The organism is Erwinia sp. L03-1 (genome assembly GCF_058686115.1).
Map to the genome: position 1 here is coordinate 2,389,586 of NZ_CM178762.1, position 26,471 is coordinate 2,416,056.

The 26,471-nt window shown below is 55.4% G+C and carries 17 protein-coding genes; 7 read left to right on the forward strand and 10 right to left on the reverse strand.

All coding sequences use genetic code 11. The features are described 5' to 3' along the window. Nucleotides 1-11: 11 nt before the first annotated feature. From AC4PCC_RS11095 to AC4PCC_RS11105, 3 genes are all read right to left on the reverse strand, one after another. On the reverse strand, nucleotides 12-902 hold the full coding sequence (locus tag AC4PCC_RS11095) for an oxidoreductase (protein ID WP_492127413.1): 891 nt from the start codon (nucleotides 900-902) through the stop codon (nucleotides 12-14). A gap of 83 nt (nucleotides 903-985) precedes the next feature. Further along, nucleotides 986-2,005 carry a LacI family DNA-binding transcriptional regulator gene (locus AC4PCC_RS11100; protein WP_492127414.1) on the reverse strand — a complete coding sequence of 340 codons (1,020 nt, stop codon included), beginning with the start codon at nucleotides 2,003-2,005 and terminating at the stop codon, nucleotides 986-988. Nucleotides 2,006-2,048: 43 nt separating this feature from the next. Beyond that, nucleotides 2,049-3,089 (reverse strand): Gfo/Idh/MocA family protein, encoded by a 1,041-nt coding sequence (locus AC4PCC_RS11105; protein WP_492127415.1) that lies wholly within the window; start codon nucleotides 3,087-3,089, stop codon nucleotides 2,049-2,051. Between the two features lie 317 nt (nucleotides 3,090-3,406). Here AC4PCC_RS11105 and AC4PCC_RS11110 point away from each other — a divergent pair, with 317 nt between their 5' ends. From AC4PCC_RS11110 to AC4PCC_RS11125, 4 genes are all read left to right on the forward strand, one after another. Further along, nucleotides 3,407-4,123, forward strand: coding sequence for a gluconate 2-dehydrogenase subunit 3 family protein (locus AC4PCC_RS11110; protein WP_067702014.1), 717 nt, complete (start codon nucleotides 3,407-3,409; stop codon nucleotides 4,121-4,123). Between the two features lie 40 nt (nucleotides 4,124-4,163). Next, on the forward strand, nucleotides 4,164-5,936 hold the full coding sequence (locus AC4PCC_RS11115) for a GMC family oxidoreductase (RefSeq protein WP_492127416.1): 1,773 nt from the start codon (nucleotides 4,164-4,166) through the stop codon (nucleotides 5,934-5,936). Between the two features lies 1 nt (nucleotide 5,937). Continuing rightward, nucleotides 5,938-7,263 carry a c-type cytochrome gene (locus AC4PCC_RS11120; protein WP_492127417.1) on the forward strand — a complete coding sequence of 442 codons (1,326 nt, stop codon included), beginning with the start codon at nucleotides 5,938-5,940 and terminating at the stop codon, nucleotides 7,261-7,263. Nucleotides 7,264-7,402: 139 nt separating this feature from the next. Next, nucleotides 7,403-8,761, forward strand: a complete 1,359-nt coding sequence (locus AC4PCC_RS11125; protein WP_492127418.1) for an amidohydrolase family protein — start codon at nucleotides 7,403-7,405, stop codon at nucleotides 8,759-8,761. Nucleotides 8,762-8,926: 165 nt separating this feature from the next. Here AC4PCC_RS11125 and AC4PCC_RS11130 read toward each other — a convergent pair whose 3' ends face one another. The 5 genes from AC4PCC_RS11130 to AC4PCC_RS11150 all read right to left on the reverse strand — a co-directional run bounded on the left by AC4PCC_RS11130 (nucleotide 8,927) and on the right by AC4PCC_RS11150 (nucleotide 14,874). Then, a complete protein-coding gene (locus AC4PCC_RS11130) occupies nucleotides 8,927-9,679 on the reverse strand; it encodes a hypothetical protein (protein WP_492127496.1) in 753 nt (250 codons plus the stop codon). 80 nt (nucleotides 9,680-9,759) lie between these two features. Beyond that, entirely contained in the window at nucleotides 9,760-10,569 is an 810-nt protein-coding gene (locus AC4PCC_RS11135; RefSeq protein ID WP_492127419.1) for a DUF1460 domain-containing protein, read from the reverse strand. Between the two features lie 547 nt (nucleotides 10,570-11,116). Then, nucleotides 11,117-12,127, reverse strand: a complete 1,011-nt coding sequence (locus AC4PCC_RS11140) for a glycosyltransferase family 2 protein (protein ID WP_492127420.1) — start codon at nucleotides 12,125-12,127, stop codon at nucleotides 11,117-11,119. Beyond that, nucleotides 12,124-13,653, reverse strand: coding sequence for a lipopolysaccharide biosynthesis protein (locus AC4PCC_RS11145; RefSeq protein WP_492127421.1), 1,530 nt, complete (start codon nucleotides 13,651-13,653; stop codon nucleotides 12,124-12,126). The genes AC4PCC_RS11140 and AC4PCC_RS11145 overlap by 4 nt, the downstream gene beginning before the upstream one ends. A 249-nt stretch (nucleotides 13,654-13,902) precedes the next feature. Continuing rightward, entirely contained in the window at nucleotides 13,903-14,874 is a 972-nt protein-coding gene (locus AC4PCC_RS11150) for a glycosyltransferase family 2 protein (RefSeq protein ID WP_492127422.1), read from the reverse strand. Nucleotides 14,875-15,801: 927 nt separating this feature from the next. Here AC4PCC_RS11150 and idnD point away from each other — a divergent pair. Then, nucleotides 15,802-16,845 carry an L-idonate 5-dehydrogenase gene (gene idnD / locus AC4PCC_RS11155; protein WP_492127423.1) on the forward strand — a complete coding sequence of 348 codons (1,044 nt, stop codon included), beginning with the start codon at nucleotides 15,802-15,804 and terminating at the stop codon, nucleotides 16,843-16,845. Between the two features lie 96 nt (nucleotides 16,846-16,941). On the opposite strand, the gene AC4PCC_RS11160 is transcribed toward idnD, so the two are convergent. After that, on the reverse strand, nucleotides 16,942-20,730 hold the full coding sequence (locus tag AC4PCC_RS11160; RefSeq protein WP_492127424.1) for an NAD(P)-binding protein: 3,789 nt from the start codon (nucleotides 20,728-20,730) through the stop codon (nucleotides 16,942-16,944). Nucleotides 20,731-21,226: 496 nt separating this feature from the next. On the opposite strand from AC4PCC_RS11160, the gene AC4PCC_RS11165 reads away from it, so the two are divergent. Together AC4PCC_RS11165 and AC4PCC_RS11170 are read left to right on the forward strand one after the other, a co-directional pair. Next, entirely contained in the window at nucleotides 21,227-22,771 is a 1,545-nt protein-coding gene (locus AC4PCC_RS11165; protein ID WP_492127425.1) for a methyl-accepting chemotaxis protein, read from the forward strand. A 335-nt stretch (nucleotides 22,772-23,106) separates the two neighbouring features. Further along, on the forward strand, nucleotides 23,107-25,065 hold the full coding sequence (locus AC4PCC_RS11170; RefSeq protein ID WP_492127426.1) for a methyl-accepting chemotaxis protein: 1,959 nt from the start codon (nucleotides 23,107-23,109) through the stop codon (nucleotides 25,063-25,065). 75 nt (nucleotides 25,066-25,140) lie between these two features. On the opposite strand, the gene otnK is transcribed toward AC4PCC_RS11170, so the two are convergent. Next, complete coding sequence (otnK, locus tag AC4PCC_RS11175) at nucleotides 25,141-26,469, reverse strand: 3-oxo-tetronate kinase (protein WP_492127427.1); 1,329 nt, start codon at nucleotides 26,467-26,469, stop codon at nucleotides 25,141-25,143. Nucleotides 26,470-26,471: the final 2 nt, after the last annotated feature.

Sequence of the window (26,471 nt, forward strand, 5' to 3'; positions counted from 1 at the left end):
GAGTATGGCGCTCAACCCGGACCGTCGCTCGCCCCCGCAAGAAGTGGCACCAGGATGTCACTAATCGGCGTCGGGACGCCATGAACCCGGCCGCGCCGCGAGATAACACCGTTGCGGATATCCCATTCGAGTGGTCGGCCAGCTTCTCGATCCGTGAGGATTGAGGTGCCCATGTCCGCAGGCGCTGCCTGGAACTTATCGAGGATTTCCTGCGGCACTTCGTCACCAAGCTCAACGCCTTCTGCGCGGGCCACGGCCAGACATTCCTGCAAATAGGCGAGGGTTAGCTTAGCGATGTCAGAGCGGCCGAACATACCGGAACGGCGATGCGTAAGCGCCATAAGTCCAGCCACCGCGTTCTGCAACAGCTTACGCCAGGCCAGGGAACTGAAATTTGCGGCCAGCTCCACGTAGCATCGGGTGCCTTTCAGCGCTTCGGCCACCACGCGGGAAGCCGATAAGTCCGGCAGGCTGAGGCGCATGTCGCCGCGCAGGCGCACTGAGCCATCTGATTGTGCCTGCGCAGGAAACCACACAACGGCAGGAACGATTTGTCCGTAATGTGGAGCGACCTTATCCAACTGTTCGACTCCGTTTTGCAAAACGCACACAACGGTTTCTGGACCGCTCAACACCGAGAGCCATTCTTCTGCCGCCTCGATCTGTGTCGCCTTGACTGCCAGAAAAACAAGATCGGCAGTGCGAGCAATCTGTTTGGGATTGGTCTGAACGGGACCGGGTATGGTGATAAAGCGGTCGCCTTCTTGCAGCGTGAGGCGATCGCGGGCAGTGCGTCCACACAGCAAGGGTGTACGGCCGACTTCGTGCAGCGCCGCCGCGACCGTGGTGCCGATGGCACCTGGACCCACGACGGCGACAACAGTATGGATTTCAGTATTCATGAAAGCGGACTCCTTTAAGGGGGGCAGATAACCCCCATCCTTAAGCGCTACGCTTTGTGGAGAGGGCGGGAATTTTTCCCGGATCAGTCACAGTTTTCAGCGGTAATAATATTGAAATCCACCTTCCCGCTCTGATAGATGTCAGCATCCTGATTGGTGCTGAGTTTTTTCAGCAGAATATCCATCGCCAGCTGGGCATGCTGCCGGGCGTTTTGATCTAATACGTATGAGAGGCGATCGCTGTGCAGCAGACGCCGGGTCAGGCTGTAGAGTTCATGGGTGATATAGACGCACTGGCCCAGCAGATGGTGATTATCCAGCTCGGCGCTGATTTCGGTGTTGCCGGATCCGGTATTGTACAGCCCGACAATATTGCCATTTTGTTTCAGCGTCTCGCCCAGCAAACGCCGTATGGTCTGTCGTTCATCCTGCCCTGCCAGCACCTCCTTCAGGGTAATCTGTGGGGCACGCCGCAGAAGCACCTGACGGAAGCCCTCTATGCGCTCGCGGTGCGCGCTGTAGTCGCAGCGACCGCTAACCACCACCACCTCACCCGCTGTTTTCAGGGTCTGCCCCATCAGCAAACCGGCCGTGCGCCCCGCCTGAAGCTGGTTGATGCCGACATGGCACAGGCGGGCAGCATCCGGGAGATCGGTTACGATGGTGATCACCGGAATACCACGCTCGCGACAGCTCGCCAGCGCGGCATAAACCGCAGGGTGATCCTGTGCATAAACAATGATGCCGTCGCGCGTGTGGGCGCACTCAGCAATGTGTGCGGCCAGTCTTTCAGGGTGGGATTCGGCGATAAACGTGCGATGCAGCGTCACCCGGCGATAGCCGAGTGCGCTGGCAATTTCCCTGAAGTTGTCATCCAGGCCTTTGAAAAAATAGGAACCGTTGGCGCTGAGAATGACCTCAATCCGCCAGGGATGCTGATACGCCTCAGGCAAAATACGGTTGAGGCCGTTCAGCTTCGCGGCCAGCAATACCTTGCGCGCCGTCTCCGGCGAGACGCCGCCGCGCTCATTGAGTACCCGATCCACCGTAGCTACGCCAACGCCGGCCAGCCTGGCCAGCGTCTCCAGGGTCATTTTCTTCATTTCTGCTCCGAAAAAAATGACCCACAACTGCAACGCTTACTCTTCAATCCTGCCTTTCCTCATTAAATACGATGCCCAACTGACGCCGCACGTTATCCATGGTGCTCAGCGTCATCAGCGACGTTCCCAGCGGCCGGATGGGCGACTCAATCAGCCCCTGACCGATACACCAGGCGGTGTGCTCAATTTCATACGAGAGCTGTTCATAATGTCCACCCTTATCTTTCCAGTGCAGGAGCTGATTACCTTCGCTGGACGCCAGGGTAAAATCACCGGGCGCGTAGAAATGCCCGTTAAGGCTCAGGGTCGCATCCCGTCCGGCAATCACCGCACCCGAAGGCGTACGGCTGAATAACGTGGTATTCAACACTGAATGCATGCCGTTGTCGTGAGTGAACAGCATGGAAGCCTGTCCGTTAACGCCGCCGGGTGCCGGTTGCCCCTGCGCCAGCACCTGAGCCGGCACGCTGCCGGACACGGTGATGCTTAGCGAGATAAGATAGCTCCCCAGGTCCAGCATCGGCCCGCCCGCCAGGTCCGGGTTAAAGATACGGTGATCGGGCGTAAAATACTCGCCGTGATCGGCAATCAGCGTATGCAGATCGCCCAAATCGCCGTTTGCCAGCAGCTGGCGCAGCACATCATACTTCGGTGTGAAGTCACACCACATCCCCTCAAGGCAGAATAATTTTCTGGCGCGGGCTTCCTGCTGGAGCTTTGCCCCTTCCTGCGCATTCAGGGCCAGCGGTTTTTCAATCAAAACGTGCTTTCCGGCCTGGAGCACCTTCATTGCATCAGGGAAGTGATGATTATGCGGCGTGGCGACATAGACGACATCCAGATCTTTTAGCGCCAGCATTTCACTGGCATCGGTAAAGACCTGCGGAATATCCCAGCGTCCAGCAAACGCAGCGGTTTTTTCCTGATTGCGGCCCGCCACTGCCACCAGCTGCTGACGGGTATGGTGACGAAACGCCGCCGCAAAGCGATCGGCTATCCAGCCCGGACCGATAATCCCCCAGCGCAGCGTGGGCAGGGTATCGGTAGAAATTACTTCAGGTTGCGGTAGCGTACGAGGAAACATAGTCACTCCAGTTTTTTTTGTAAGAAAGCCGCAGCGTATGGCGGCCTGCAGGGTCAGGTGAGTTCACTATAGAAAGGCATCAGCGGGAATAACACCTGGCCGATGATGGAAAACCCTCAACAAATGATGGAAAACCCTCAACATAAAACTTCCCTGGCCTGGGGGAAAAAATTATTCTGGCCCTGTTGTTAAATTGTTAATAATTCGCTTGTTATTTTATAAAGAAAAACTCTGGTCAGGTGCTTTTTTCATCAAGTCGCCGCCTTAAAAAAACTAAAAATAGTTCCACGCATTGTGATCAGTTAACCAGGAAAAATATGAAACGCAGAGAATTTCTCACTTCAGTGGTTGCACTGGGGGTCGCCTCCTCACTGCCTGCTGCGCAGGCCGAGGTTGTGAATGGCGGACAGCCATGGGAACCCGGTAAGATTAACACCCCACCACCTCCACCCCGTAAAGGGGGTCTTCAGTATCTCACTCAGCACGAATTCGACACGGTCGCAATCATTGCCGAGCGCTTTATTCCGGCTGATGAAATGAGCCTCAGCGGCAAAGATGCTGGCTGTGCCGTGTTTATTGACCGTCAGCTGGCGGGTGATTACGGCAATGCCGTGGCCGAATACCGCCTTGGCCGCTTCGTTAAGGGCACCCCTGAGCAGGGTCCTCAGTCTCCCCTCACCCCCGCTCAGCGTTATCGTCAGGGCCTGGCCGCACTGGATCGTGCCACCCGCGCGCGATTTGGTCAGGACTTTATTGGGTTAAGCAGCGAACAGCAGGAGAGCATCCTGCACGCTATGGAAGCCGATAAGTTCGATTTAGGCGCCGACGTCGAAACGAAGGTCTTTTTTGAACTGCTGCTGCAAAACGTGCGCGAAGGATTCTTATCTGACCCCATCTATGGCGGTAATAAAGATATGACCAGCTGGAAAATGATTGGTTTTCCCGGCGCGCGCTACGATTTCCGCGACATGCTCAGTAAAAAAGGGCAAAAGCTGAATATCATCCCGACCAGTCTGATAGATAACACCCTGTAAATTTGGGCGTTGTGTTTCTGAGCAAATGTGAGTTCTGAAGATGAATAATGTACGTCCAAAAGCTGATGTCGCTATCGTCGGCCTGGGGTGGTGTGGTTCGCTGATCGCCGAAGAGTTAACCCGCGCCGGATTAAATGTCGTCGCGATTGAGCGCGGCCCCTGGTTTGAAACCGCCACGGATTTTCCCCCGTCGGTAGATACCGACGAACTGCGCTGGGATACCCGCCGCAGCATGCTGCTCCCCCCTGCGGTAGAAACCACCACCTTTCGCAATAATATTACCCAGAAAGCGCTGCCAAGCCGCGACTGGAACCTGAATGAGCTGGGCTATAACGTTGGGGGATCCGGCACACACTGGGCCGGTATGGCCTGGCGCTTTACCCCGTTTGATTTACAGCCTTACACGCAAACCATTGAGCGCTACGGTAAAAAGCAGATTGCCGACGGCCTGATCCTACAGGACTGGGGCGTAACCTATGATGAGCTGGAGCCGTTTTACGATCGCTTTGAAAAAATCGCCGGCGTCTCCGGTAAAGCGGGCAGGCTCAACGGCAAAACCATTCCTGACGGTAACCCGTTTGAGGGCAATCGCAGCAGTGAATACCCGCTGCCGCCGCTGGAAGGCATGCGCCTGACCGACCTGTTCCGCGATGCGGCCAAATCCCTCGGTCAGCACCCCTTTATGGTGCCGGCAGGCCAGGCGTCTCGAGCCTACGTTAACCCGCTGGGCGTGCGCATGGGTCCCTGCACCTACTGCGGCTACTGCCTCTATTACGGCTGCGGCAATTTTTCTAAATCCAGCCCGAACGCCTGTGTGATCCCGGCGCTGATGCAGCGTGAAAACTTTACCGTGCTGACCGACTCGGCGGTGGTGCGGGTGAATAAAGCGGAAGATGGCAAAACCGTTACCGGCGTCACCTACGTTGACCGTAACAAAAAAGAGTGGGAGCAACCGGCAGGCATCGTGATCCTGTCTGCTTTCCAGATGCAAAACGTCCGCCTGCTGCTGCTGTCCAAAATCGGCAAGCCTTACGATCCGGTCAGTAAAACCGGCGTGGTGGGACGTGCCTACAGCTTCCAGACGGTGGCGGGTGCCAGCCTGTTTTTTGAAGATGAAAACCTCAACCAGTTTATCGGCGCGGGCGCCCTCTCGCAGCAGGTTGATGACTTTAACGGCGATAACTTTGACCACAGCAAGCTCGGCTTTATCGGCGGTGCCGGTATTCTGGTCGTGGCCCGTGGCGCAAGGCCAATCGGCAATGCCGATGCCCTGCCGCCCGGTACGCCACGCTGGGGAAAAGAGTGGAAAAAAGCCTATACCCATGCGTTCCAGAACGGCACCTTTATTTTCGGCCAGGGGACCAGCTATTCCCACGAAGATTACTATCTGGATCTGGATCCGGAGTACAAAGACAGCAATGGCAACCCGCTGCTGCGCGTCACCTTCGACTACAACGAAAATGACCGCCGCGCGGCAAAATTCATTGAAGAGAAAAGCGTTGAGATTGGCAAAGCCATGGGCGCCAAAATCGTTCTGGGGACCAACTCCGCATCAGGTCACTACTCCCCTTATAACTTCGCCAGCGATCACACCATCGGCGGCGCGGTGATGGGCACCGATCCAAAGACCAGCGTGCTAAACCGCTATCAGCAGAGCTGGGACGCGCACAATCTGTTTGTGCTGGGGGCCTCATCCTTCCCGAACAATGCCGGTTATAACCCAACGGGCACGATTGGCGCACTGAGCCTGTGGACGGCAAAAGCTATCCTGGAGCAGTACATGAAAAACCCTGGTCCGCTGGTGAAGGTGTGAGATGAAAAAAATCAAAATAGCAGGCGGTATCGTTGTGGTTGCCGCCGCCGTTGCCGTGGCTCTGCTGTGGCAAAACGGCAACACCCGCGCGGATGACGTTGCCGGAACCAGCGTACTGACCGGACAGCCGCCAGCGGCGTCGGATGCTGAAGCCGTGATGCGGGGTAAATATATTGCGATTGCCGGTGACTGTGTGGCCTGCCACACCGCACCCGGCAGCAAAGCGCCCTTCTCCGGCGGCTATGCCATCAGCACGCCGTTTGGCGGTATCTTTGCCAGCAATATCACCCCGGATAACGAGTACGGCATCGGCAGCTGGACCGAGCGTGACTTCTACCGCGCCGTTCGCCACGGTAAGGGGAAACACGGAGAAAATCTCTATCCGGCGATGCCTTACAACGCCTACGTGAAGGTCAGCGATGCCGACATGCACGATCTGTGGATGTATATGCGTTCGGTTAAGCCGGTGCATTACAAGGCACCGGAAACTAACCTTCCTTTCCCGTATAACATTCGTCTGGCGATGATGGGCTGGAACCTGCTGTTTTTTGAAAACAAAGGGTTTACTCCTGACGCCTCTAAATCTGCCGCGTGGAACCGCGGTGCCTATCTGGTTCAGGGGCTTGAACACTGTGCCGCCTGCCATACGCCGAAAAACATTATCGGGGGTGATACCAGCGCGTATCTCCAGGGCAGCAACCTCAGCGAGTGGTACGCGCCTGAGATCACCAGCAATACCTACACCGGTATTGGCAACTGGTCCGAAGATCAGGTGGTGGACTACCTCAAACTGGGCAGTAACCATGTGGCGGTGGCATCAGGCCCCATGGCCGAGGCGGTAACCAATTCGACCCAGCATCTGAGTGATAAGGATCTGCACGCGATCGCGACCTATATTAAATCGCAGCCGGGTTCGGATCGTAAGAAACCTGCACCGCTGGCGGCAGATTCAGCGCAGATGAAAATGGGGGCAGACGTTTACTCAGTGAACTGTACCGCCTGTCATAACAGTAACGGCAAAGGTATTCCAAACCTTGCCGCCAGCCTGGCGAACAACCCGGCAATTATGGGGCCGGATGGATCCTCGCTGATCACCACCGTGCTTCAGGGCGGACGCGGCGCGGTCACCGCGGGTAACCCAACCAGCGGGGCGATGCCGAGCTTTGCCTGGAAGCTTTCCGATGAGCAGGTCGCCGCGGTGACCACCTACATCCGTAATGCCTGGGGTAATGCCGCACCGGCCATTGACGCGAAGGAAGTGGCAGGTAAACGCAGCCTGTTAAAACTGCCTTCGCAGATGCCGGAAAACAGCCCGAAAGGTCAGTAACGCTGGCGCGACGTCGTCCTGCTGTGCCTGTTGACAGCAGGGCCGATGTTTACCAGGGCCATCCTTAACGGGGTGGCCTTTTACTTTTCTCCCCCACCATTTTGTGCCAGGGTTGACTCTCCCCCTCAGGAGAAACGCTATGCCTCTGTTACACCATCTGTTGTTGTCCACGCTACTACTGACCAGCACCCTTGCAACCGTTCAGGCTGTTGAACCTCCCTCCCCCTTACTCATAAAAAATGGCTACGTGATGTCGATGCGCGCGGGCGAAGCGGATCGGGAAAATACCGACGTATTGATCCGGGGCGATACCATCGCCGCCATTGGCAAAAATCTGCACGCGGCGGATGCCAGAGTGATTGATGCCAGCGGGAAGTTTGTGCTTCCCGGCTTTGTTGATGCGCATTCACACCTGTGGATCACCACTCTGCGGGGCCAGTTTCGTAACAGAGACGGCAAATTTTTTCCAGTGAGCAACCGGCTTGGTGCCGTGATGAAGCCGGATGATATCTACACGGCAATGTATACCGGGGCCATTGAACTGCTCGCCTCGGGCATTACCACCAGCAGCGACTTTTTCGACAACGTCCATGGGCCGGCTTCGGGCGATGCGGGATACCGGGCGCTAAGCGATGCGGGGATCAGAGCGATTATGTTTTATGGCGGGCCGGATAAAACCTCTGCCACGCCGATTGATTTGGCGCATCTTAAACAACTGATGGCGAAACCGCATGACCGCGTCTCACTCGGCCTGGCCTGGCGGCTGCCGCGCGATCTCCATGACAAGGCCGCCTGGACGACCCGCGATCGGGAATATGCCTTTGCCCGTGATAATCACCTGCCGCTCCAGGTGCACGTGAGCGGCGAGGCTGATGCGATGTTTAACGCACTTATCCAGCGACACTATCTTGCCCCCTTCGTCACCGTTGTTCATGCCACCCAGGCCACGCCCGCCCAGCTGAGCGCGCTGGAAAAGGCCGGAGGCAGTCTGGCCCTCACCCCGATAAGCGAAGAACGGGTCGGTTACGGCCTGACCCGCTATGACCAGTTTAAAGGCGTGACCCGTCAGGGGCTGGGCCTGGACGGCAACGCGCTGGCAGGCAGCGCAGATATGTTTGCCACGCTGCGGCTGGCCGCGCTGACGCAAAGCGGTGCAACGCAGGATGAAACCGGACCGGATCCCCGTCGGCTACTGGAGCTGGCCACCCGCCGCTCGGCCGACGCCGCCGGACTCGGCAGGGTGACCGGGTCTGTTGAGGTGGGTAAACGCGCCGATATACAGATTATTAATCCTGCGGCGCTTAATATGAGCGGGTTTGGCGGCGGCGATCCCGCCTCGCTGATCGTCTATTCAGCAGGGCCGGAAAATGTCGATACGGTCATAGTGGATGGAAGGATCCTGAAGCTGTCAGGCCAGATGCAGCACATCAATATCACTGCGCTGGTGGCAAGGGCAAACGCATCTGCGCGACACCTGCGGGAAGAAGCCGCTAAATAATGCATTTCATAACCCGTTCGCTCTTTTGCCAGCCTTGCGGCTGGCTTGCTTGTATTCGCAGGCGGTGAGGGGATTATGCCCCATCAGGACAATGCCCGATTCACGCCTGATGAGTCAGGTCGTGCAGGTCATGCCTTAACTGCCTGGCATGATATCAGGCGGTATTTATTTCCACAGCCGATCGCAAATGATTTTATAATGCGCATCGGATAAGTTCTCATACTTCCAGATAAATAATCCGCCCAGATTAAAATCAAGCACCTGATCGATAAAATAATTTAAATTCCAGTCTGTAAGCCCCCGGGATGTCAGGGCCAAAATACAGGATTTATTTTCCGCACCCAGAATCAGGCTTCTTTTTATAGCCGGAATAACGTTGCCAATAATGTCCTCCTGACTCCACATTGCCGCTGCATAGCAGTAATGGATTAAGCGGTCGCACTGACCTGACTGAATAATCGCCTTCACCTTTTCATTCAGTTTCGGCCCATTACCGGTATCAGGATGATTATAGGAATAACCGGCAATAAAACCAAAGCTGGTCTCTTTACCTTCGCACTTAAGCTGTTCCATCGTTTCGATGACCCGCCCGGTATTCATATTACATTCGTCATCGAAATCTACGCCATCCCAGCCGCGAATGCGCGTCGCTGCGACTATTCTTGCCACCTCGCCTGAATCAGACGGTTTTTCATTTGGTGAGCATCCTCCTCCGCCATAAACCCAAAGCGATTTGCCCTTGAAATCAGAGGGCGTGGTGGGTTTATCGGTCTTTTCAGGACTCCAGCCAGGCGCAGCGGCAGTACCGGTAGTCAATCCATCAAGATTGGTCACCATTCCATACATCATTATATCAAATGCTTTAAGCGGTTCCCGCGACAGGGACTGACTCCATCCACCCAGAATAAATTTGTTCATCATTAACACTCCTTTTTATGATTTGACGACTTTTCCAGTTATTGGCACATAGGGTATTCGCAATTATGCTAACGCTAAAATCACTCCTCCCCCGGATTCTGACGCGTTCGTAAAACTATTATTCCTGGCTTATTGGCCATATATGCAATAAACGGGGAATCCACCACCTGCCTGTTAATGCTCAGGGATGAGGCATTTCTGAACCACACCTCGTCGCCAGACTTGATGACGATCCCCACGTGCGTCACGTCCAGGCCTGCAAGGGGCGTCCAGACCCCAACGTAATCGCCTGTTTGCAGTTTACTGAGTACAGCTGAATCAATCGCATGGCCGGGGATATAGCTCATCTCCCTTGAGATAACGGCCAGCCCCGGTATATATGCACTGCCGTCTGCCTTACGGTTGAGCTGTTTGACGACGGTGACCGCCTCCGTACTGATTTGCCGGGTCACATCCGTCGCATTCTGCGGCAGCGTCGCAAACCAGTCAGTGAAAAAGTGCTTTCTGCTCAGGTAACTCACCCTGCCGCCAGCGTATCGCGTGCTGATAAGATTATTGAGAAACGCCTTCTGGTCATGCGCCTGCGACAGCGCCTGGACATAATCAATCAGGGTGAAACAGTCCACACCGTGGAAATCCGCTACCAGAACTTCATTGACCTCAGTCGATCCAGTCAGGGTATTTTCCTGATAGGGCGTCGTCAGAAAAGCGGAGGATACGGCGGCAATAATGTTTCCTGGTTTCTCACCGGCGGCGGGAATAACCTGGGTGCCAATAATTGCCCGAACGTTGTTTGCTGTGAAATCATCCATTTGGATCTGATAGTCGTTCCCACGCGCTCCCGTACAGGAAGCCAGAAAGAGGATCATAATCACTGCCAGCTTCATCATAATATTCCCTTTAGGTGAAGTTTACTGAGTGGCATTAGTACCCCCTCCTCATGAGCTTTACAATCACCAACAGAATACTGTTTCAAATCTGTTTACTTCAGGTGAGAACAGAAAAAATATAATTCAATTATATTCCCTTGCTTAATTAAACATTTGTTCCACCGGACACTTGCCCTTCGCCAGGGTTAATTCGACGGACAACACCACGAGGCATATCCGCAGCGACAACCCTGTTACAAGTGAGGTAAATGGCATGACGACAGGCGATAATGATGATTTTACTTCCGGGCATCCCCTCAGCGCTTACAGTCTGGAACTGAGCACGGAATTCCTTTTAAAACAGCAGAATTTATTGGGGGGGATTAAAACTTCAGACGGGTGCGTTTTCTGCCGGTGAATGGATTGTCCACATCGATATGAAATATCAGAATGCGCATAATCATTTGTGTAAAAGCTGCAACAGGATGGGCGATAACGGGTAGCATGGGTTAAGAACGGAATAGTGAGCAGGCAGGTAAACCCTGCCTGCTTTTACCCATCGCGTTAATCAGCCTGCCTGGCGCTGTCCTCGCAGCAGGCGTTTGCAGTATAGCAGCCCGCTGTAGAGGGGATAATAGCGCCACAGGAGCCTTAGCTTAAGGTTGTTACGGGTCATCTGTCGGGCCAGGCGATCAATTTTCTCATCATACTCGCGCGGCACGTCCATCCTGTTTTTGCGAATTTCAATCAGACAGCCGCCCATCAGCGCGGCGTAATAGCCGTCCACCAGGTCGCGGTCAACGTTAGCCACCGGATGCTGGCGCAGGGCATTGTCGGTGTTTTCCCGGGCGATAAAATAGTTTTTTACCCACGAGAAATCACGCGTACTAATCGATAACGAAGTGTCCACCACCCGCTTAAGGTAATAAGCAGTACTGGTGAAAAACGCCCGCTTAGCCTGGGTATAGACCCCAAACATAAAGGGGGCGTCCTCGTGGTTCTGGATCGGTAAAAACGGGCTGTTAATCCGGTCGATCAGCGCCTTAGAAATAATGCTGGTCCACAGCACCCGATGCGCTGACCCCCGCGCGATCAGTTTGCTGAGCAGTTCCGCCCCACCGTTCAACTCACCGCTGAGATGACGGGGGTGCGTCCCTTCATAGTGGCGCTCCGCCGGCAGGGCATTATTGAACTTGCGGGCCGAAAAGCCAAACAGCTCCAGGTCAGGACGATCGCGCCAGACGCGGGCAAAATCGGCAAACAGTTCGGGTGCGACCACGTCATCGGCATCCATAAAGTACACGTAGTCACTGCTAACCAGACTCAGTCCTTTATTACGGGCCGCGCTCACGCCACCGTGCGCGGCACGAACCGGCTGTACCTGCGGGTGCTTACTGGCGTACTCCTCAAGCAGCGCCAGCGTGCCGTCCGTCGACCCGTCGTCAATAACGATCACCTGGGTGGGCAGTATCGTCTGATTCAGCAGCGAATCTATTGCCTCACCGATATACTCCCGCCCGTTCCACACCGGCATAATAACGGCGATGGAGGGGAAATCCGCAGCATTTATCAGGCTCATGGCTCACTCCTCAGGCTGATACGCTTGAACGTATTTCTGCCAATTTTTTCCAGCACCTTAGTATGCAGCAGGCAGCATACGCTCAGATTGACCAGTCCAATCAGTCCCAGGTAGAGCAGGTTAAGCCAGCGGTTCTGATTCCACTCGAAGGGGATCAGGTGCGTCAGCAGCGCTACGCCAGCCGACACCAGCCAGATCATCGCCACATCCCGCGTCAGCCAGCGCGCATGGATGGTCGGCGCAAATTTGCGGTGGACAATCCACGCCCAGACCAGCAGATAGAAAATATTTTGCCCCAGCCAGACGATACCGGTTCCCAGCGCACCGTAGTGGATGGCGGCATAGATATTCATCGGGATAAGCACGATGGCGAACAGGCTGAAGCCCTTAACGTGCATCGACAGGCGACCGTTAACATATTGCAGGTGGTACAGCAGACCGCAAATCGCCTGTAACCCGCTTCCCAGCGCATACAGCGTCATTACAAATGACATCTGCTGTACAATTTGCGGATTCTGCGTCCAGGCCCAGATCAGCTGACCGGAATAGAGCGCGATGGTAATGCTCAGCGGCGCCATAAAGATGCTGACCGCCTGGGTCGTGTAACGGTAAAGGGTCAGCGTCTCAGCTTCGCCCTGCTCTTTGTTGCCGCGCATCCCGGTCATACGCGGCACGATGGCCTGCATAATCGGACTGCTGAGCATCACAATGCCCGTCGCGGCGGTTGCCACCACGGTAAAGGCACCGTAGGTAGAGAGCGGCAGCGTTTTAGAGAGCACCAGACGGTCAATCTGCGAAATAAAGGTCCAGATCGCGCTGGAAAAGGCCGCACCTACCGCAAAGCGTAAAAAGGGCTTCAGGACCCCTTTCAGCTCAGCGGAGTGATTCTGCCGCTTAGCTCGTGGTACCAGCTGGTAAGATTTGTAGACGCAGCAGGCGGCTTCCGCAATGGAGATACAGAGCTGGAAAGCAAAGAAAAATATTACCGGATTGGGCGCGAAGCTGATAACAAATACCGCACCGAAGGTACGCAGGGTAATGGAGATAACGTTCAGGACGTTCAGCCACACCTGATGTTCATAGCCCACAATCACGCTGCGGAATGGCCCGGTGCGCCAGCGGATCGCGGCGGTAACCACCATAACGGCCACGGCTATCACCAGATCGCGGTACGGCAGCGTTTTGGCGTTAAGCCAGTGCTCGGCAATATAGGGGGTGAAAATCCAGCCCAGCACCACCAGCACCACGGAGGTGAGCAGGAAGAATTTGCCCAGGCTGGCAAACAGCGAGGGGAAGTAGGGATTATCTTCACTGTTGGCACGATAGCGCGCCGCCTCTCGCAGCAGCGTGGTCGATACGCCAACGTCCAGCAGCTGAAGCCAGGTTAACAGGATGGAAAAAAAGCCAATCAGACCATAGGCTTCCATGCCCAGCTGATGGATATACATTGGCACCACGAGTATTCCGGCCAGCGTTGAGTAAATCTGTCCAACATAATTCGCCAGTGCATTACGCTTAATCGACATAGTCTCTTCTTTTATCTTAGCGGAGCGCCATTCACCATAAAGTGATTCACCCTAACAATCGGGGTGAAACTGGGATAGGGGCACTTTTCCTAAAAGAGTGACCTTAAAGATGTTATCGCGTAACAAATCATGACCACTCTCCCGCCCGGAAAGACCCATCGGTGTAAAAACCGACAGGAAATAGTTACCTTACAACACAGGAATAGAGGTTAAATATTTACCTTATACTGCTGCAGGTGGTGAAAGGGTTCAGGCTTTACGCACTCTCTTTTTTAAACCGAGTAAAGTGGTGTACGTGTCGGGGTGGCGAAGCATCAGCCAGTTAATAAATGAACCCGGCTCCAAATCGCGACCTAAATAACCAATCGCCTGTTTAACATACTCCGGCAGCGGCGTACCATTAGACAGCGATAAATGGATCATCAATTTAAAAGAGTGAATCAAATAGAGACGACGGAGTTCATTACGGGAAGGATCGTTCCCCGGCAGGCTGGTTAATTTTTCGTACGAACAGAGGAAAGCATCATAGCGATGACGGAAATAGGCCTCCTCTTTCGTACTGTTGGTTAAGGACCCCTGACGGATACGCTGGCGATAATAAAGGTTTTTACTTACCCACGCGATACCCGTACGCATAAAGGCCTGTAGCGTATAGCGGTGGTCTTCGTGCAGACGATCGCGATATTGCAGGTTGTAGCGCGTAATAATCTCGCGTTTTAGCACATAGTTCCAGGGCGCAGAGGTATAAGATCCGTTACGCAGCAGGCCGGCCATCACGTGCTGCGAGGGCACCAGACCAAAGGTATCATGCTTTACCTTACCGCCGGTCTGCGTTGGATTACCGTCGACGAAGGTTTGTGAATTAAAACAAAACAGCTCAACCTCGGGATGTCGGGTAATGACCTCGCTGAACTCCTGATAAAATCCCGCGCAAACGATATCGTCGGGATCGCAGCAGAAGACGAATTCACCGGATGCGAGGCTGATGCCCTTATCGCGCGCATTTCCGGCACCGCCATTGGGGATGGTGACAATAGTCACTACGGGTGAGTCGCCATATTTTTGCTCGATCAGTTCCAGCGTATTATCCGTTGAACTGTCGTTGACGATAATAATTTCATTTGGCAGTGCAATTTGGCTCAGCAATGAATCAACGCACTCAATAATGTATGCTCCCACATTGTATGCCGGGATCACGACTGACAGATTCTTTTTCATCATAGTTTTATCTCAACCTTTAAGCTGCCTCTTAATAAACAACAGCGCCCCTGTAAAATCAATGCGAACATCTTAATCAGCAGACTAATAAGAATAAGCTCAGGGCTTGTTCTGTGCGAAATTAAGAATTTTCACGCGTCATTCTATTTTTGGCTGGTCTGCAATGCTCAATCTATTCTTGAGTATGTTTTCCTTAAAAGCCCTTATAAGCGTTTCCTCCTTTACCTTCCGTTAAATTTATTTATTCGAAGTTTACTTCTCCCCTGGCACATTTCAATCCGCCAAATGTGAATAAAATAGCGTTAACCAGGACGCAAACAAGTAACGTTATGGGATAATTCTTAGGTGAAATCGGTTTCTAAATATTTCCATGAGAGGATAAGCTCACGCCAGCTGACCTGCGACACGCTTTTGCCGTTAGGAGTGGAGCTAATGAATTATATAGAGAAATTGCGAGGCGCGTCGCAAAAAAACCTGCCCGGCATGGAGATGTTGTGGTAATAACACTATTTTTTATTTACAACTACGAAGGGATTCAGTGGAGAGCGGGAATTGTTGCAATGGGAAACTTTGATACAATTCTAAGTCAGAAATAGCAGATCCTCTCCTGCCTTCAGCCACAGCTATGCCACTTAAGTATCAACCCCCTGCCCTGAAACATTAGCCACGCTGCTGTGATTATACAGAAAACCTTAACTGTGTTCTGAGACAATTCCACTATAAAAAACCAGTCGTTATTATTGAACTGCCCGGCGTCCCTGTAATGGCTGATTTTTATACAATCCTGCGGTGAAACGGAATTCATATTCGTTCTATAGTTAAGCATGTCGTTATTGCTATCGGCCAAATGTTAAGCTGGCCTGACAATCGGGCGGTAGCGGATTAAAAACGCGATAAGCGCTAACCTCCACTTTTAAACAGGAAATCCCTATGCCTTACAGCAGAGAAATCACCGCCAGCGTGGTCAGCGCGGCACATGATGTCCGCAATGAGCGCCGTACCCTGACGTACGGTGCAGACCAGGTGTTAGTCAGGGTTGAGCGTGGCGGTATTTGCGGGTCTGATATTCACTATTTTTTACATGGCCGGGCGGGAATGTCCGTGCTGAAGCAGCCAATGATTCTCGGGCACGAATTCGTTGGGCGCGTGACTGAAACGCCACCGGAGAGTGCGCTTAAGGTCGGTCAGCGCGTGGCCATCAATCCCTCGCTGCCCTGCAACCGCTGCCCGCGCTGTCTTGAGGGAAAACAGAATCTCTGCGGGCAGATGCGCTTTATGGGCAGCGCTCAGTTTCTTCCGCACGTAAACGGAGGGTTTGCTGACTACGTGGCGGTGAGTGAGCAGCAGTGTATTCCCTATGCGGATAGCTCAGATGCGAAAGTGATTGCCTTTGCCGAACCGCTGGCCGTGGCGATACATGCCGTTAACCGGGCGGGTAGCCTGGTCGGGAAAAAAGTGCTGGTCACCGGATCGGGACCGATTGGCTGCCTGGTCATCGCCGCTACGCTGGCCTCCGGCGCGGCGGAAATCGTGGCAACGGATATGAGCGAACGCTGCCGCAAGCTGGCGCTGGAGATGGGTGCCTCCCGTGCGGCAGACCCGGGCAATAGCGACGTGACCGATGCCTGGCAGGAAAATGGTGGCTATTTTGACGTCTGCTTTGAGGCGTCGGGCGCCGCGGCCGCTATCGCTTCCACCCCTGGCTTCACCCGCCCGGGAGGACGCATTGTTCAGCTGGGCATGGGCGCAGCAAGTCCGGCTTTCCCGCTGGGCTTGCTGCTGGTAAAAGAGATTACGCTGGTCGGCTCCTTTCGTTTTATCAACGAGTTTGCAACCGCCGTGCGCTGGCTGGAGAGCGGCCGCATCAACCCGCTGCCGCTCTTATCCGCCGAGTTCCCCCAGTCGGATGTGGTTAAGGCGCTGGAAACCGCCTGTGACAAAAACCTTGCCGCCAAGGTGCAGGTGGTATTTTAAGCCCTCCTCTGTCGGCCGCTACGCCAGACCTGAGGATGTCAGGCACCCCATAGCGCCTGACGCCTGACGCCTGACGCCTGACGCCTGAGCAGGCGATTATATTGCCGCGCCGCGCGTAGCCGGCTGCGCCATAATTTTTTCAGCGGCCTTCTTACCGGCAATAAATGCATGGTCGGAATTATAATATTCCCACTCGCTGTAGCGTCCGGCAAGGGTGATATCGTATTGCAGCAGCCATTCACGGATCAGGCTGACGTTAGTTTCCCGCGCATGATCGTAGATAACATAGGCATAGGGAATGTCAGCCTCGGTGGCGGTAAGCACCTTATCTTCGGCGGTAAACAGCCCGACGCTGATACATTCCCGGATACAGCGCTGGATCAGGGCTTCCCCCTCCTCAGCCAGGGGTATCTCATCCGTATAGGTGATTTCACAGGTCAGGCCAAAACCATTTTCCGGATTGCAGTGCGGACTGGCGTTACCCTGGAGGAAAACCCGGTGAAATACCGTCTCGCCGGGATAGTAGATCCAGTGTTTTTCGGACAGGTTAGCTCGTCCAATCCCCAGATTCACGCAGCGTACCGAGGTGTGACGCAGCCCGGACGCCGCGGCATGAATTTCCGCGGGTGCCTGGACACCCAGCATGGCAATCAAGGCCGGAAGCGGCACGGTACTGATCAGGTGGTCATACTGATAGCGTCGGCCATCCTGCAGAACGGCAATATGCTGTGCCGGAAAGAGCTGGACAATTTCTGCGCCGGTCTCCAGCGTGCCTTGCAGCAGCGGGAGAAAACCGGACATCAGCGCCTGGAATCCTCCATGCAGCGGATAACCAAAGCGAGCGTTGGGACCCAGCGGTTTACCCACCGGCTCCAGCGCCCCCTCAATAATTGCGGCAAGATCCGGCAGCGGTACGCGACCGCCCAGCCACGACGTTTCCATCTCGCTTAGCGGCACCTTCCACAGCTTGCAGTTGTAAGGGATCGCGAAATGCCTGGCGATGCCGCGGCCCCAGGTGTGATAGATAAACTGCTCAAAATTTTCCTCCGCCTGGTCACGCTGCGATAGCGAACATCCCTCTGCTTCCGCGATGCTTCCGTCGGCGCAGCAGTCTTTAATGACAACCGGGGCGGCCTTCTCTGCCTGGGGCTGACCGTAGCGCGCCTCTATCGCGCCCAGCACACACTCCTTAATGACCGCTGGCGGCAGGCCGTAAAGCGCCCCCTGAAAAGGATAACGGGTATAGGTCCCCCCGGTATAAATCCAGGCCTCACGCATCTGCCAGTGCAGGTTATCCCCCAGCAGCAGCTGGTACATCTCCAGCACCCAGGGATCGTTGGAAAACATAATATGCCCGGCATAGTCGAAGACAAATCCCGACTGCTCCTCCGATCGGCACCAGCCACCCACGCGGCTGTTACGCTCAAGCAGCACCGACTCACTGCCCAGCTGCAGCGCCGCGCTCAGCCCGGTGGGTCCCGCACCGAGGATCAGGTAGCGGGCATGGTGAGTGGTCTCGGGCTGTACGGATCCCGCCTGAGCCGCTCGCTGCGACGCGGTAGTCAGCGCAGCCTGATAGGTTTTTTGCCGCAGCGGGGAGGCCGCCTGGCGGCCGGCCAGCGCATGCTGGATCAGACCAGCCATCTCATCTGCCGTCTTCTCCCATGAGGTGTTGCTCACCACGGCCTTCATCCCGGCGGTCATCGCGGTCCGCTGGGTGGTGGAGAGGGCGATGGCCCGCTCACAGTGGCGCACAAAATCGGCTCCGTCGCGGGCAATCATCACCAGTTCGCCATAGGGCGTGGCCACATCTTTGATAGCGGTGCTCACTACCGGTAGCGCCGCGGCCATATACTCCAGCACCTTCGTCGGGCTGATAAACTGCGTGGAGGCATTGAGCGCAAACGGCATCAGACAGACGTCCCAGCCGGCCAGAAACTGCGGCAGCGCCTGATAGGGCTGCATACCAAAATAGTGAATATTGTCGCGCACCGGCAGCGCCGCCTGGCTGATTTTCACGACCGGGCCGACGTAAATAAAGTGCCATTCAGGATGGGCATCGGCCAGCTGAGCCATCAGGGCGGTGTCGATCCGTTCATCGATCACGCCATAGTAACCGAGCCGGGGATGAGGTATCGCCGTCTGCAAAGGATGCTCATTGCTTCTGTCCAGCGCCTGCTCAAAGTGAATGGCATCGACGCTGCTGGGAAAGCAGTACACATTGGCGTGCCGCGCGCGTTTGGCATCATACAGGCTGGGACCACCGGTAAATACCAGGTCGGCCCGCTTGAGCAGTGCAGATTCACGCTGTAACAGCTGGCGCGGCGCCTGATCGAAGGCGGCCAGCTCATCCATACAGTCATAGATAACCAGAGCAGGATCGAGCGGGGTAAGCAGCGGCAGTGCCATCGGCGTATAGAACCAGACGATGGGTCGCCCCTCGGGGCTGAGCGCCGCCATCAGCGGCTGGAGACGCGCAATCTGATCGTCATGAAAGCCAGGCTGGCGAACGTCGGTATGCGGTCGCGCCACGGTCACATTGGGGGCCGGATGAGAGAGATGCAGTCCGGCCTCACCCGCCTCGTAAACCGGCTCTTCGATAAACACCACCCGATAATGCCTGGCCAGCCGTGAGAGTAAATGCTGCGGACGCTGGAACACAAAATCCCAGCGTAAGTGGCTAAAAACAATCAGCGTAGGGGTTGTCATTGCACTCTCCTCATTATGATCCTGTTGAATCCATTTGTTCTGAAAATGTGCTGTCGTCGCCTGCGCCTGATAAAGCGCGTCGGCATAGGGCTGGTCCAGTTCGCGGATAAAAGGGTCCGCGGCGCCAGGGATAACATCCCACAGGCCGCTGCGATGCCAGATATCGGCATTATCCCATTCGGGGCGATCGGTCACCGGGTAGAGACAGATGCCGGTAAGTTCCGTGCCCATCAGCATGGCCTGAGCGGCCTCAGCGGCAATATGATTAATCCAGGCGCCCCGCCCGCTGCCCACGTGGCTGGTTTCCGCGATCAGTATGGGGCGCTGGTAGCGCAGTGAGAGAAAGTGAAGCATCGTATGCAGCGGCGCGCGGCGCGGATCGCCGAGGTGCCACCACAGGCGGTGATTACTGACGTATTCCCACTGATTGTCGTGATAATAATTGGCCCCGATCAGATCGAGATAGCGCGGCGCCCCGCCCAGCTCAGGCTCCAGTTTGCCGCAAAGCATGTCCCATGCCTGGTACTGGGCGTGACATTCACCTGCCACCTGCTCCCCCCATGTCGCCTCCTCGCCCAGGGGCGGAACAATATGGATAAGCGGATCGCAGTGCATGATCCTCGCCCGGGGATCGACCTGCCAGATTGCATCACAGGCGGCAATGGCGGCGCGAACCAGCTGCCGTTTGGACTCAATCCCGGTTAAGTGACCCGGCCCGGCCGACGAGGGAAAATACCCCACGGAGAGCGCCCAGCTGGTAAAGGAAATTTCATTTACCGGCGAATAGACCGGCGGCGTTTCGTAGTAAGGGGCCAGATGGGCTGCCAGGGCGGCACAAAACCGGGCAAAGCGCGGCACAAAATCGACCTGAAAGGGATCGGTCCCTTCCGGCCAGCCATAGTGGCAAATCGTCCAGCATATCTGTACGTTTGCCCGCTTTGCCGCCCGCATACGTTTGTCGACGCTGCTAAAATCAAACCCTGTTACCCTGTCGCACAGCCGCCAGCCTACACTTTCACGTACGGTCCTGATGCCAAATTCACCGAGCGCCAGGTAATCTTCCCCTGCCTTCGCCCCGTGTCCGTTAGCGTCGATCATCGACAGACGCACGCCCTGTCGGTTGAGGTGATCGGCACCCTCAAATCCTGCCTGCCAGAATGAAGCATACGGGGCCATTCCTCTCCTCCGTTCCAGATCCAGTTTAAAAACTATTTCTCCCCGCGAGGGGCATGAAATAAATGTTAAATACGATGATATTCAGGGAAGATTATTATTCGACTACATTATTCTTCAGGTTAAACTGGTAGTAGAATTATGTTAACAACAGAACGGGACAACTAAAAATAGCGAGCCTTTTCATCCAAGTATAGTCAAATAAAGAAATTAGCTCTTAATCACTCAGCCATTATTTAATTTTTAACAAATCATTTCTTCACCCACTGGCAAATAACCTTGCAAATCATTAACAAAGCCTGCGAGCAAAAAATAATTATTCCGCTGCGGTTGCAAAATTGCGACGGGTCGCACGGTTTTTTCTCGCTAACATCGTAACTCGTTAAAATTATTGTGGAAAATTAAAGCAACCCAGAGCTTACTCATTTTTAAAAAAGGGTAATTTTTCCCGCAGTGCTGCCGATATTACTTTTAACTTTTCTTAGATAAGGATGCTACGATGTCACTGAAAAAGTCCTCCCTGCTTGTTCTGCTTGTGTTATTTACCCTCTTTATAACCAGTATGCTCTCTAACGTCTGGCTTCTGACGCGCAGTAACACCTCGCTGGATAAGGTCAACAAAGAAATACGCGTGGTGCTTTCAATTATTGATCCTATTAACCACAGTCGTACCCTGCGCGTTCGCCTGATGGAATATATGAAGGCCATGGAAAATAACGCCACGCTTTACTCGAAACCGACGCTTGCAGGTGTTAATGAAGTCATGTCAAAAGCGGATGCGGCCTTCCAGTCGTATCTCGCAGCGCCAAAGCTGTCTGATGAACAGGCGCTGGCTGATGAGTATCGCACGGCTTATCTCGCCTACCGTCAGCAGGGCCTGCAACCGCTTATCCTGGCGGCTACGGCCAGCGACCGGGCAGGATTCGATCGTCAGATCCCGAACGTAGTCCGGCTCGACAGGCAGTATGAGATCGTGCTTGATAAAGTTCTGGCCCTGCATGAGCAATATGCTAAACACCTTAATACCACGGCCCAGGGGAACTTCACGTTCGGACTGGGTCTGATCGCCACCTTTAGCCTGCTGTTTCTGATCGTCATTACAGCCGTGCTGATCCTGCTGCGCCGCTTCGTATTGGCTCCGCTCACGCTTGCCCGCGACCACTGCCGTCAGATAGCGGCCGGTGTGCTGGATAAGCCGCTGCCTGTGACGCCGTCACGCAGTGAAATCCAGGCATTAATGAGCGCGATGGAGCAGATGCGCGGCGCGCTCACCGATATTATTCGTCAGGTGCGGCACTCGGCACAGACCGTCTCCAGCGCCTCGCAGGAAATTGCCGCCGGAAATACCGATCTGGCCTCGCGCACCGAGCAGCAGGCTGCCGCCCTGACGCAAACGGCAGCGAGCATGGAGGAGCTGGGTGCCACGGTAAAACAGAATAATGAGAACGTTTATGAAGCCAGTCGCCTTACGCAGCAGGCGGTAGAAAATGCCCGTTCAGGCGATCGCGTCTCCCGCGACGTTATTCAGACGATGGAGAAAATCAACAGCAGTTCCAAAAAAATTGAGGATATCATTGGGGTAATTAATGGCATTGCGTTTCAGACCAATATTCTGGCGCTTAACGCGGCGGTAGAGGCGGCCAGAGCGGGTGAACAGGGACGCGGATTTGCCGTAGTGGCAGGAGAAGTCCGCTCGCTGGCACAGCGAAGTGCCGTCGCTGCAAAAGAGATCGAGGGTCTGATTGTCGCCTCAGTAGCCAGTATTCAGTCGGGTTCACAGCTGGTATCAGAGACGGGCGACGTCATCAACGCCATTATCACTTCGGTTACTCAGGTGGATGCACTGATGAACCAGATTTCCATTGCGTCTGAAGAGCAGAGCCGCGGCATCAGCCAGATTGAACAGGCAGTGACCGGGATGGATAGCGTGACCCAGCAAAACGCCGCGCTGGTTCATCAGTCCGCTGCCTCTTCCGCCTCGCTCGAAGAACAGGTCAGTCATCTCACCCAGGCGGTCTCCGCCTTTCACCTGACTTCTGGCTAACCGGATACCCCCACGCCGCCGCAGGTCCGTTCAACGGCAAGGGGCTGCGGCGTCGCCAGCAAATGTTCTGTCCTGCCCGCAATATGGGTAAAAAGTTCCCAGGGGATTTATTAACGTATTAATAACGCTATTGTGTTTGAGTTATTGTCGCCTTTCTGGATGGATGATAAAGAAAATTAAAAAGCGACATTATTTGCGGCCTTAAATTTTCTTTGCTATATAACAGCCAAATTCTCCACGTTTTTATCCTAATTAAAAATAAACGTTTACATTGGGGTTAGATAAGTCATACCCATCAATAAAGACTTAAGCTAAATTATCCCCTGGAGCACAGCATGTCCATCGCATCATATCTGTGGAATACCCTTATTCCACGTAAAATACATTCACTGGCGGCCCGGCCGGCCAGCAATACGTTTGACTGTCGGGCGGTGCCAACGCGGTTTCCGGTTGGCAGCGGCGACGGCCGGGGCCTGATGATGGTTTTCGTGCCGCCCGAAGCCGATTTCAGCCGAATTAACAGCGCCTGGCAGAGGCTGAGCACCCCGCATCGCCGGATTATCGTGCTCTCGTCGACCGGCGCGCTCTGTGCAAAAAAGGGGCAGTCTACCTACTGCGACACCAGCGGGCCGATGGGCAGCTGGCTCTGGCTGCCGCAACAAACCATCGCCGAACATGAAGTGCATCAGCTGGACCTGGCTATCCCGCCCGAGGCCACGGCCGGGCAGCGCATAGCCGCGCTCCGACACCAGTTAGACAAAATGCCGGTCAGTATGGCGCTCTCCTCTGAAGATACCTTTGCGATGATCTACTGCGACGGCCTCTCTTCGGCAGAAGGATTTCTGATGCAGGCCTGGTATGACAGCGGACGTTTCCCCTGCCTGGCAATAGGCGGATCGGCGGGCGGACGCACGGACTTCCTGAATACCTGGATTGGAACGCATGAGGGACTGTTACAGAATAAAGCGGTGATTGTATTTTGTAAGATGGCGAAAGGTAAATCATTCGCACCCTTTAAGAGCCAGAACTTTACCCCGACCTCGCAAAGCTGGCTAATTGCAGAAGCGAACCCGGTCACCCGCACCGTCACCTCGCTGTTTGATACCGACGGACAGCAGAAACCGATCGTTGAGGCCCTTGCCGACTATTTTAAATGCCCGCCTTCCCAGCTTGAAAAACATTTACAGGGAACGACATTTGGCGTGAAAGTCGGAGAGGAATACTTTATTCGTTCCGTCGCTAAAGTTAATACCGACAGTCTCAGTTTTTTTTGCGACCTGGAATTTGGCGATCGCCTTTATCTGCTGGAGGCGCAGGATTTTGTTAATGCCACACACCAGGAGTGGTTGAAATTTTCAGCCGGTAAAGGCAAGCCCAGCGCAATGCTGCTTAATGACTGCCTGCTGCGTCGTCTGAATAACCCGGACAGCCTGCCTTCGGCCCAGCTCTTTAGCGGCGTAACCGCCGCGGGCTTCTCAAGCTTTGGCGAAATTTTCGGTGTCCCGATCAACCAAACGCTGTCAGCGCTGGTTTTTTACGACCGGGATGTAAAGGCTATGACGCGCTTTGCGGTCGAGTATGCGGCCTATGCCGGACACTATGCACAGCGCTCGCTGCGGCGTTGGGAAGCCCTGCATACGCTACAGACCAGCGTGATTGATAAGGTCATTGCCTACCAGCAGGCCATCACGCCGGTGATCAATACTTTCCCGCTGCTTGAGCAGGCCACCAACCGCCAGAGCGACGCCCTGGATATCGCAGGGGTGAATATTGGCGCGATTAACGATGCCGCCGCCATCACCCTCACCGCGCAGGAAGAACTCACCGCACAGCTTGCCGAGCTGGAGAAAATTTCCCGCGGCATCACTCAGATAACCGCTGGCATCGGCGCCATTGCCGATCAGACCAACCTCCTCGCGCTTAACGCGGCGGTAGAGGCTGCGCGCGCTGGCGCGGCGGGACGCGGATTTGCGGTAGTTGCGGAGGAGGTACGCCGTCTGGCGCGCTCGTCAAAAGAACAGGCGGATGCGACCCGTCAAAACATCAACGAAACGGTCACTACGCTGGCCACGCTGAAAAAACTGGCGGGCCGCAGCGCCAGCACGACAACGGATATGGCACAAAAGAGCCTCTCGGCTCAGGGACAGATCGCCACCATCAGCGAAGAGAACGCGACTGGCCGACAGAGCATGGTGGAAAATATCAGCCGACTCAAAGATGCCGCAGCGGGGATGGATGCGATGAATCAGGCGGTCAGTCAGCTCACCGTTCTGCAAAAGCTGGTGAACCTCTAGCCCCCGGCCGGCTCGCGCTTCCCTGCCCTCGACGCGGCGCAGGAAAGCGCGGAGAGACACGCGGCTGAGAGGGTGTTAGCCGCGCAGTGAGGCGACCGCGCGGGCGAAAAACGTTTTCCCCCCGAAGTTACCCGATTTTAGCGCCAGCGCGATGGGTTCCTCGCCCTGAGAAAACATCGCGGGTACGCCCACATCGATCTCTTCGCCGATAGTCAGCGCACCCAGATCCAGCGCGCTGACCACCGCCCCCGACGTTTCCCCTCCACCGACCACGATACGCCGGGTGCCGGCGGCCACCAGCCGCTGCGCGGTGGTGCCAAACAGCGCGTCCAGCGCAGCGGCAACCTTCTCACGCCCGTATTGCTGCTGGATCTGCCTGACCGATGCCGGGTCACCGGAGGAGTAAACCAGCGGAGACTGCCCCTGATGCGCCTGAATAAAGTCGACCAGCCGATCGGGGCCGGTTATGCCGCTCATCACGTCGCCAACGTCGATCATCATCACCGGGTAATGTTTCTGGTGTTCGGCAATCTGCTCGCGGGTGGCCCCCGAACAGCTGCCGACCAGAATCGCTTCCGCACCGGGAACCTGCGGGGTACGCGCAGGTTGGCCGCTTACCCGCCCCTGCGCAATAAAGTTGTGCGGCAGACCAAGGGCGATGCCGGAGCCGCCGGTGACCAACGGCGCATGGCGGCAGGCTTCACCGATAGCCGCCAGATCGGCCTCGCTGATAGCATCCACCACCACCAGCGTGGTCGCGTTCGCCTGCGGGCCAGCATCTGACGCTGCGCCCGACGCACGTTCGCGTGGGGTTTCCGCCTGCTGTTCTACTTTCGCTAATGCCCGACTCAGCGCGTCGCTACCCTGGCTCACCGTTTGCCAGCCAATATGCACAACCGGATTATGCGACTGGCGTTGCAGTACCCGGCGCAGATCGGCATCGGTCATCGGGGTAAGCGGATGATGCTGCATTCCCGATTCGTTAAGCAGCCGATCGCCCACGAACAGATGCCCCTGATAAACCGAGCGGCCCATGGCGGGGAAAGCGGGACAGACCACCACGCTTTTGGCCCCAAGCTGCGCCGCCAGCGCATCAATGACCGGCCCGATATTGCCGTGGTCGGTTGAATCAAAGGTCGAGCAGTATTTGAAAAGGATCTGCTCGCAGCCCTGTGCCTGTAACCAGCGGCAGGCGGCCAGCGACTGGGCCACGGCCCGATCCGCCGGAACAGAGCGGCTTTTAAGGGCCACCACCCCCGCTTCAACTTCTGCCTCAGCAGGCCGCGAGGGCACCCCCAGGTACTGGGTTGTTTTCAGGCCGCCCTCACCCTGTATCCCTTTCGCGAGCGTCACCGCGATATCGCTGGCCCCGGTAAAATCGTCCGCTATTACGCCAATTAACATTG

What these genes read in the sequence shown, in the direction of transcription:
- AC4PCC_RS11130 (WP_492127496.1), bottom strand. Translation starts at nt 9,679, where the DNA reads ATGAACAAATTTATTCTGGGTGGATGGAGTCAGTCCCTGTCGCGGGAA.
- AC4PCC_RS11145 (WP_492127421.1), bottom strand. Translation starts at nt 13,653, where the DNA reads ATGTCGATTAAGCGTAATGCACTGGCGAATTATGTTGGACAGATTTAC.
- AC4PCC_RS11120 (WP_492127417.1), top strand. Translation starts at nt 5,938, where the DNA reads ATGAAAAAAATCAAAATAGCAGGCGGTATCGTTGTGGTTGCCGCCGCC.
- AC4PCC_RS11150 (WP_492127422.1), bottom strand. Translation starts at nt 14,874, where the DNA reads ATGATGAAAAAGAATCTGTCAGTCGTGATCCCGGCATACAATGTGGGA.
- AC4PCC_RS11125 (WP_492127418.1), top strand. Translation starts at nt 7,403, where the DNA reads ATGCCTCTGTTACACCATCTGTTGTTGTCCACGCTACTACTGACCAGC.
- idnD (WP_492127423.1), top strand. Translation starts at nt 15,802, where the DNA reads ATGCCTTACAGCAGAGAAATCACCGCCAGCGTGGTCAGCGCGGCACAT.
- AC4PCC_RS11165 (WP_492127425.1), top strand. Translation starts at nt 21,227, where the DNA reads ATGTCACTGAAAAAGTCCTCCCTGCTTGTTCTGCTTGTGTTATTTACC.
- AC4PCC_RS11105 (WP_492127415.1), bottom strand. Translation starts at nt 3,089, where the DNA reads ATGTTTCCTCGTACGCTACCGCAACCTGAAGTAATTTCTACCGATACC.
- AC4PCC_RS11095 (WP_492127413.1), bottom strand. Translation starts at nt 902, where the DNA reads ATGAATACTGAAATCCATACTGTTGTCGCCGTCGTGGGTCCAGGTGCC.
- AC4PCC_RS11115 (WP_492127416.1), top strand. Translation starts at nt 4,164, where the DNA reads ATGAATAATGTACGTCCAAAAGCTGATGTCGCTATCGTCGGCCTGGGG.
- AC4PCC_RS11110 (WP_067702014.1), top strand. Translation starts at nt 3,407, where the DNA reads ATGAAACGCAGAGAATTTCTCACTTCAGTGGTTGCACTGGGGGTCGCC.
- AC4PCC_RS11160 (WP_492127424.1), bottom strand. Translation starts at nt 20,730, where the DNA reads ATGGCCCCGTATGCTTCATTCTGGCAGGCAGGATTTGAGGGTGCCGAT.
- AC4PCC_RS11100 (WP_492127414.1), bottom strand. Translation starts at nt 2,005, where the DNA reads ATGAAGAAAATGACCCTGGAGACGCTGGCCAGGCTGGCCGGCGTTGGC.
- AC4PCC_RS11170 (WP_492127426.1), top strand. Translation starts at nt 23,107, where the DNA reads ATGTCCATCGCATCATATCTGTGGAATACCCTTATTCCACGTAAAATA.
- AC4PCC_RS11135 (WP_492127419.1), bottom strand. Translation starts at nt 10,569, where the DNA reads ATGATGAAGCTGGCAGTGATTATGATCCTCTTTCTGGCTTCCTGTACG.
- otnK (WP_492127427.1), bottom strand. Translation starts at nt 26,469, where the DNA reads ATGTTAATTGGCGTAATAGCGGACGATTTTACCGGGGCCAGCGATATC.
- AC4PCC_RS11140 (WP_492127420.1), bottom strand. Translation starts at nt 12,127, where the DNA reads ATGAGCCTGATAAATGCTGCGGATTTCCCCTCCATCGCCGTTATTATG.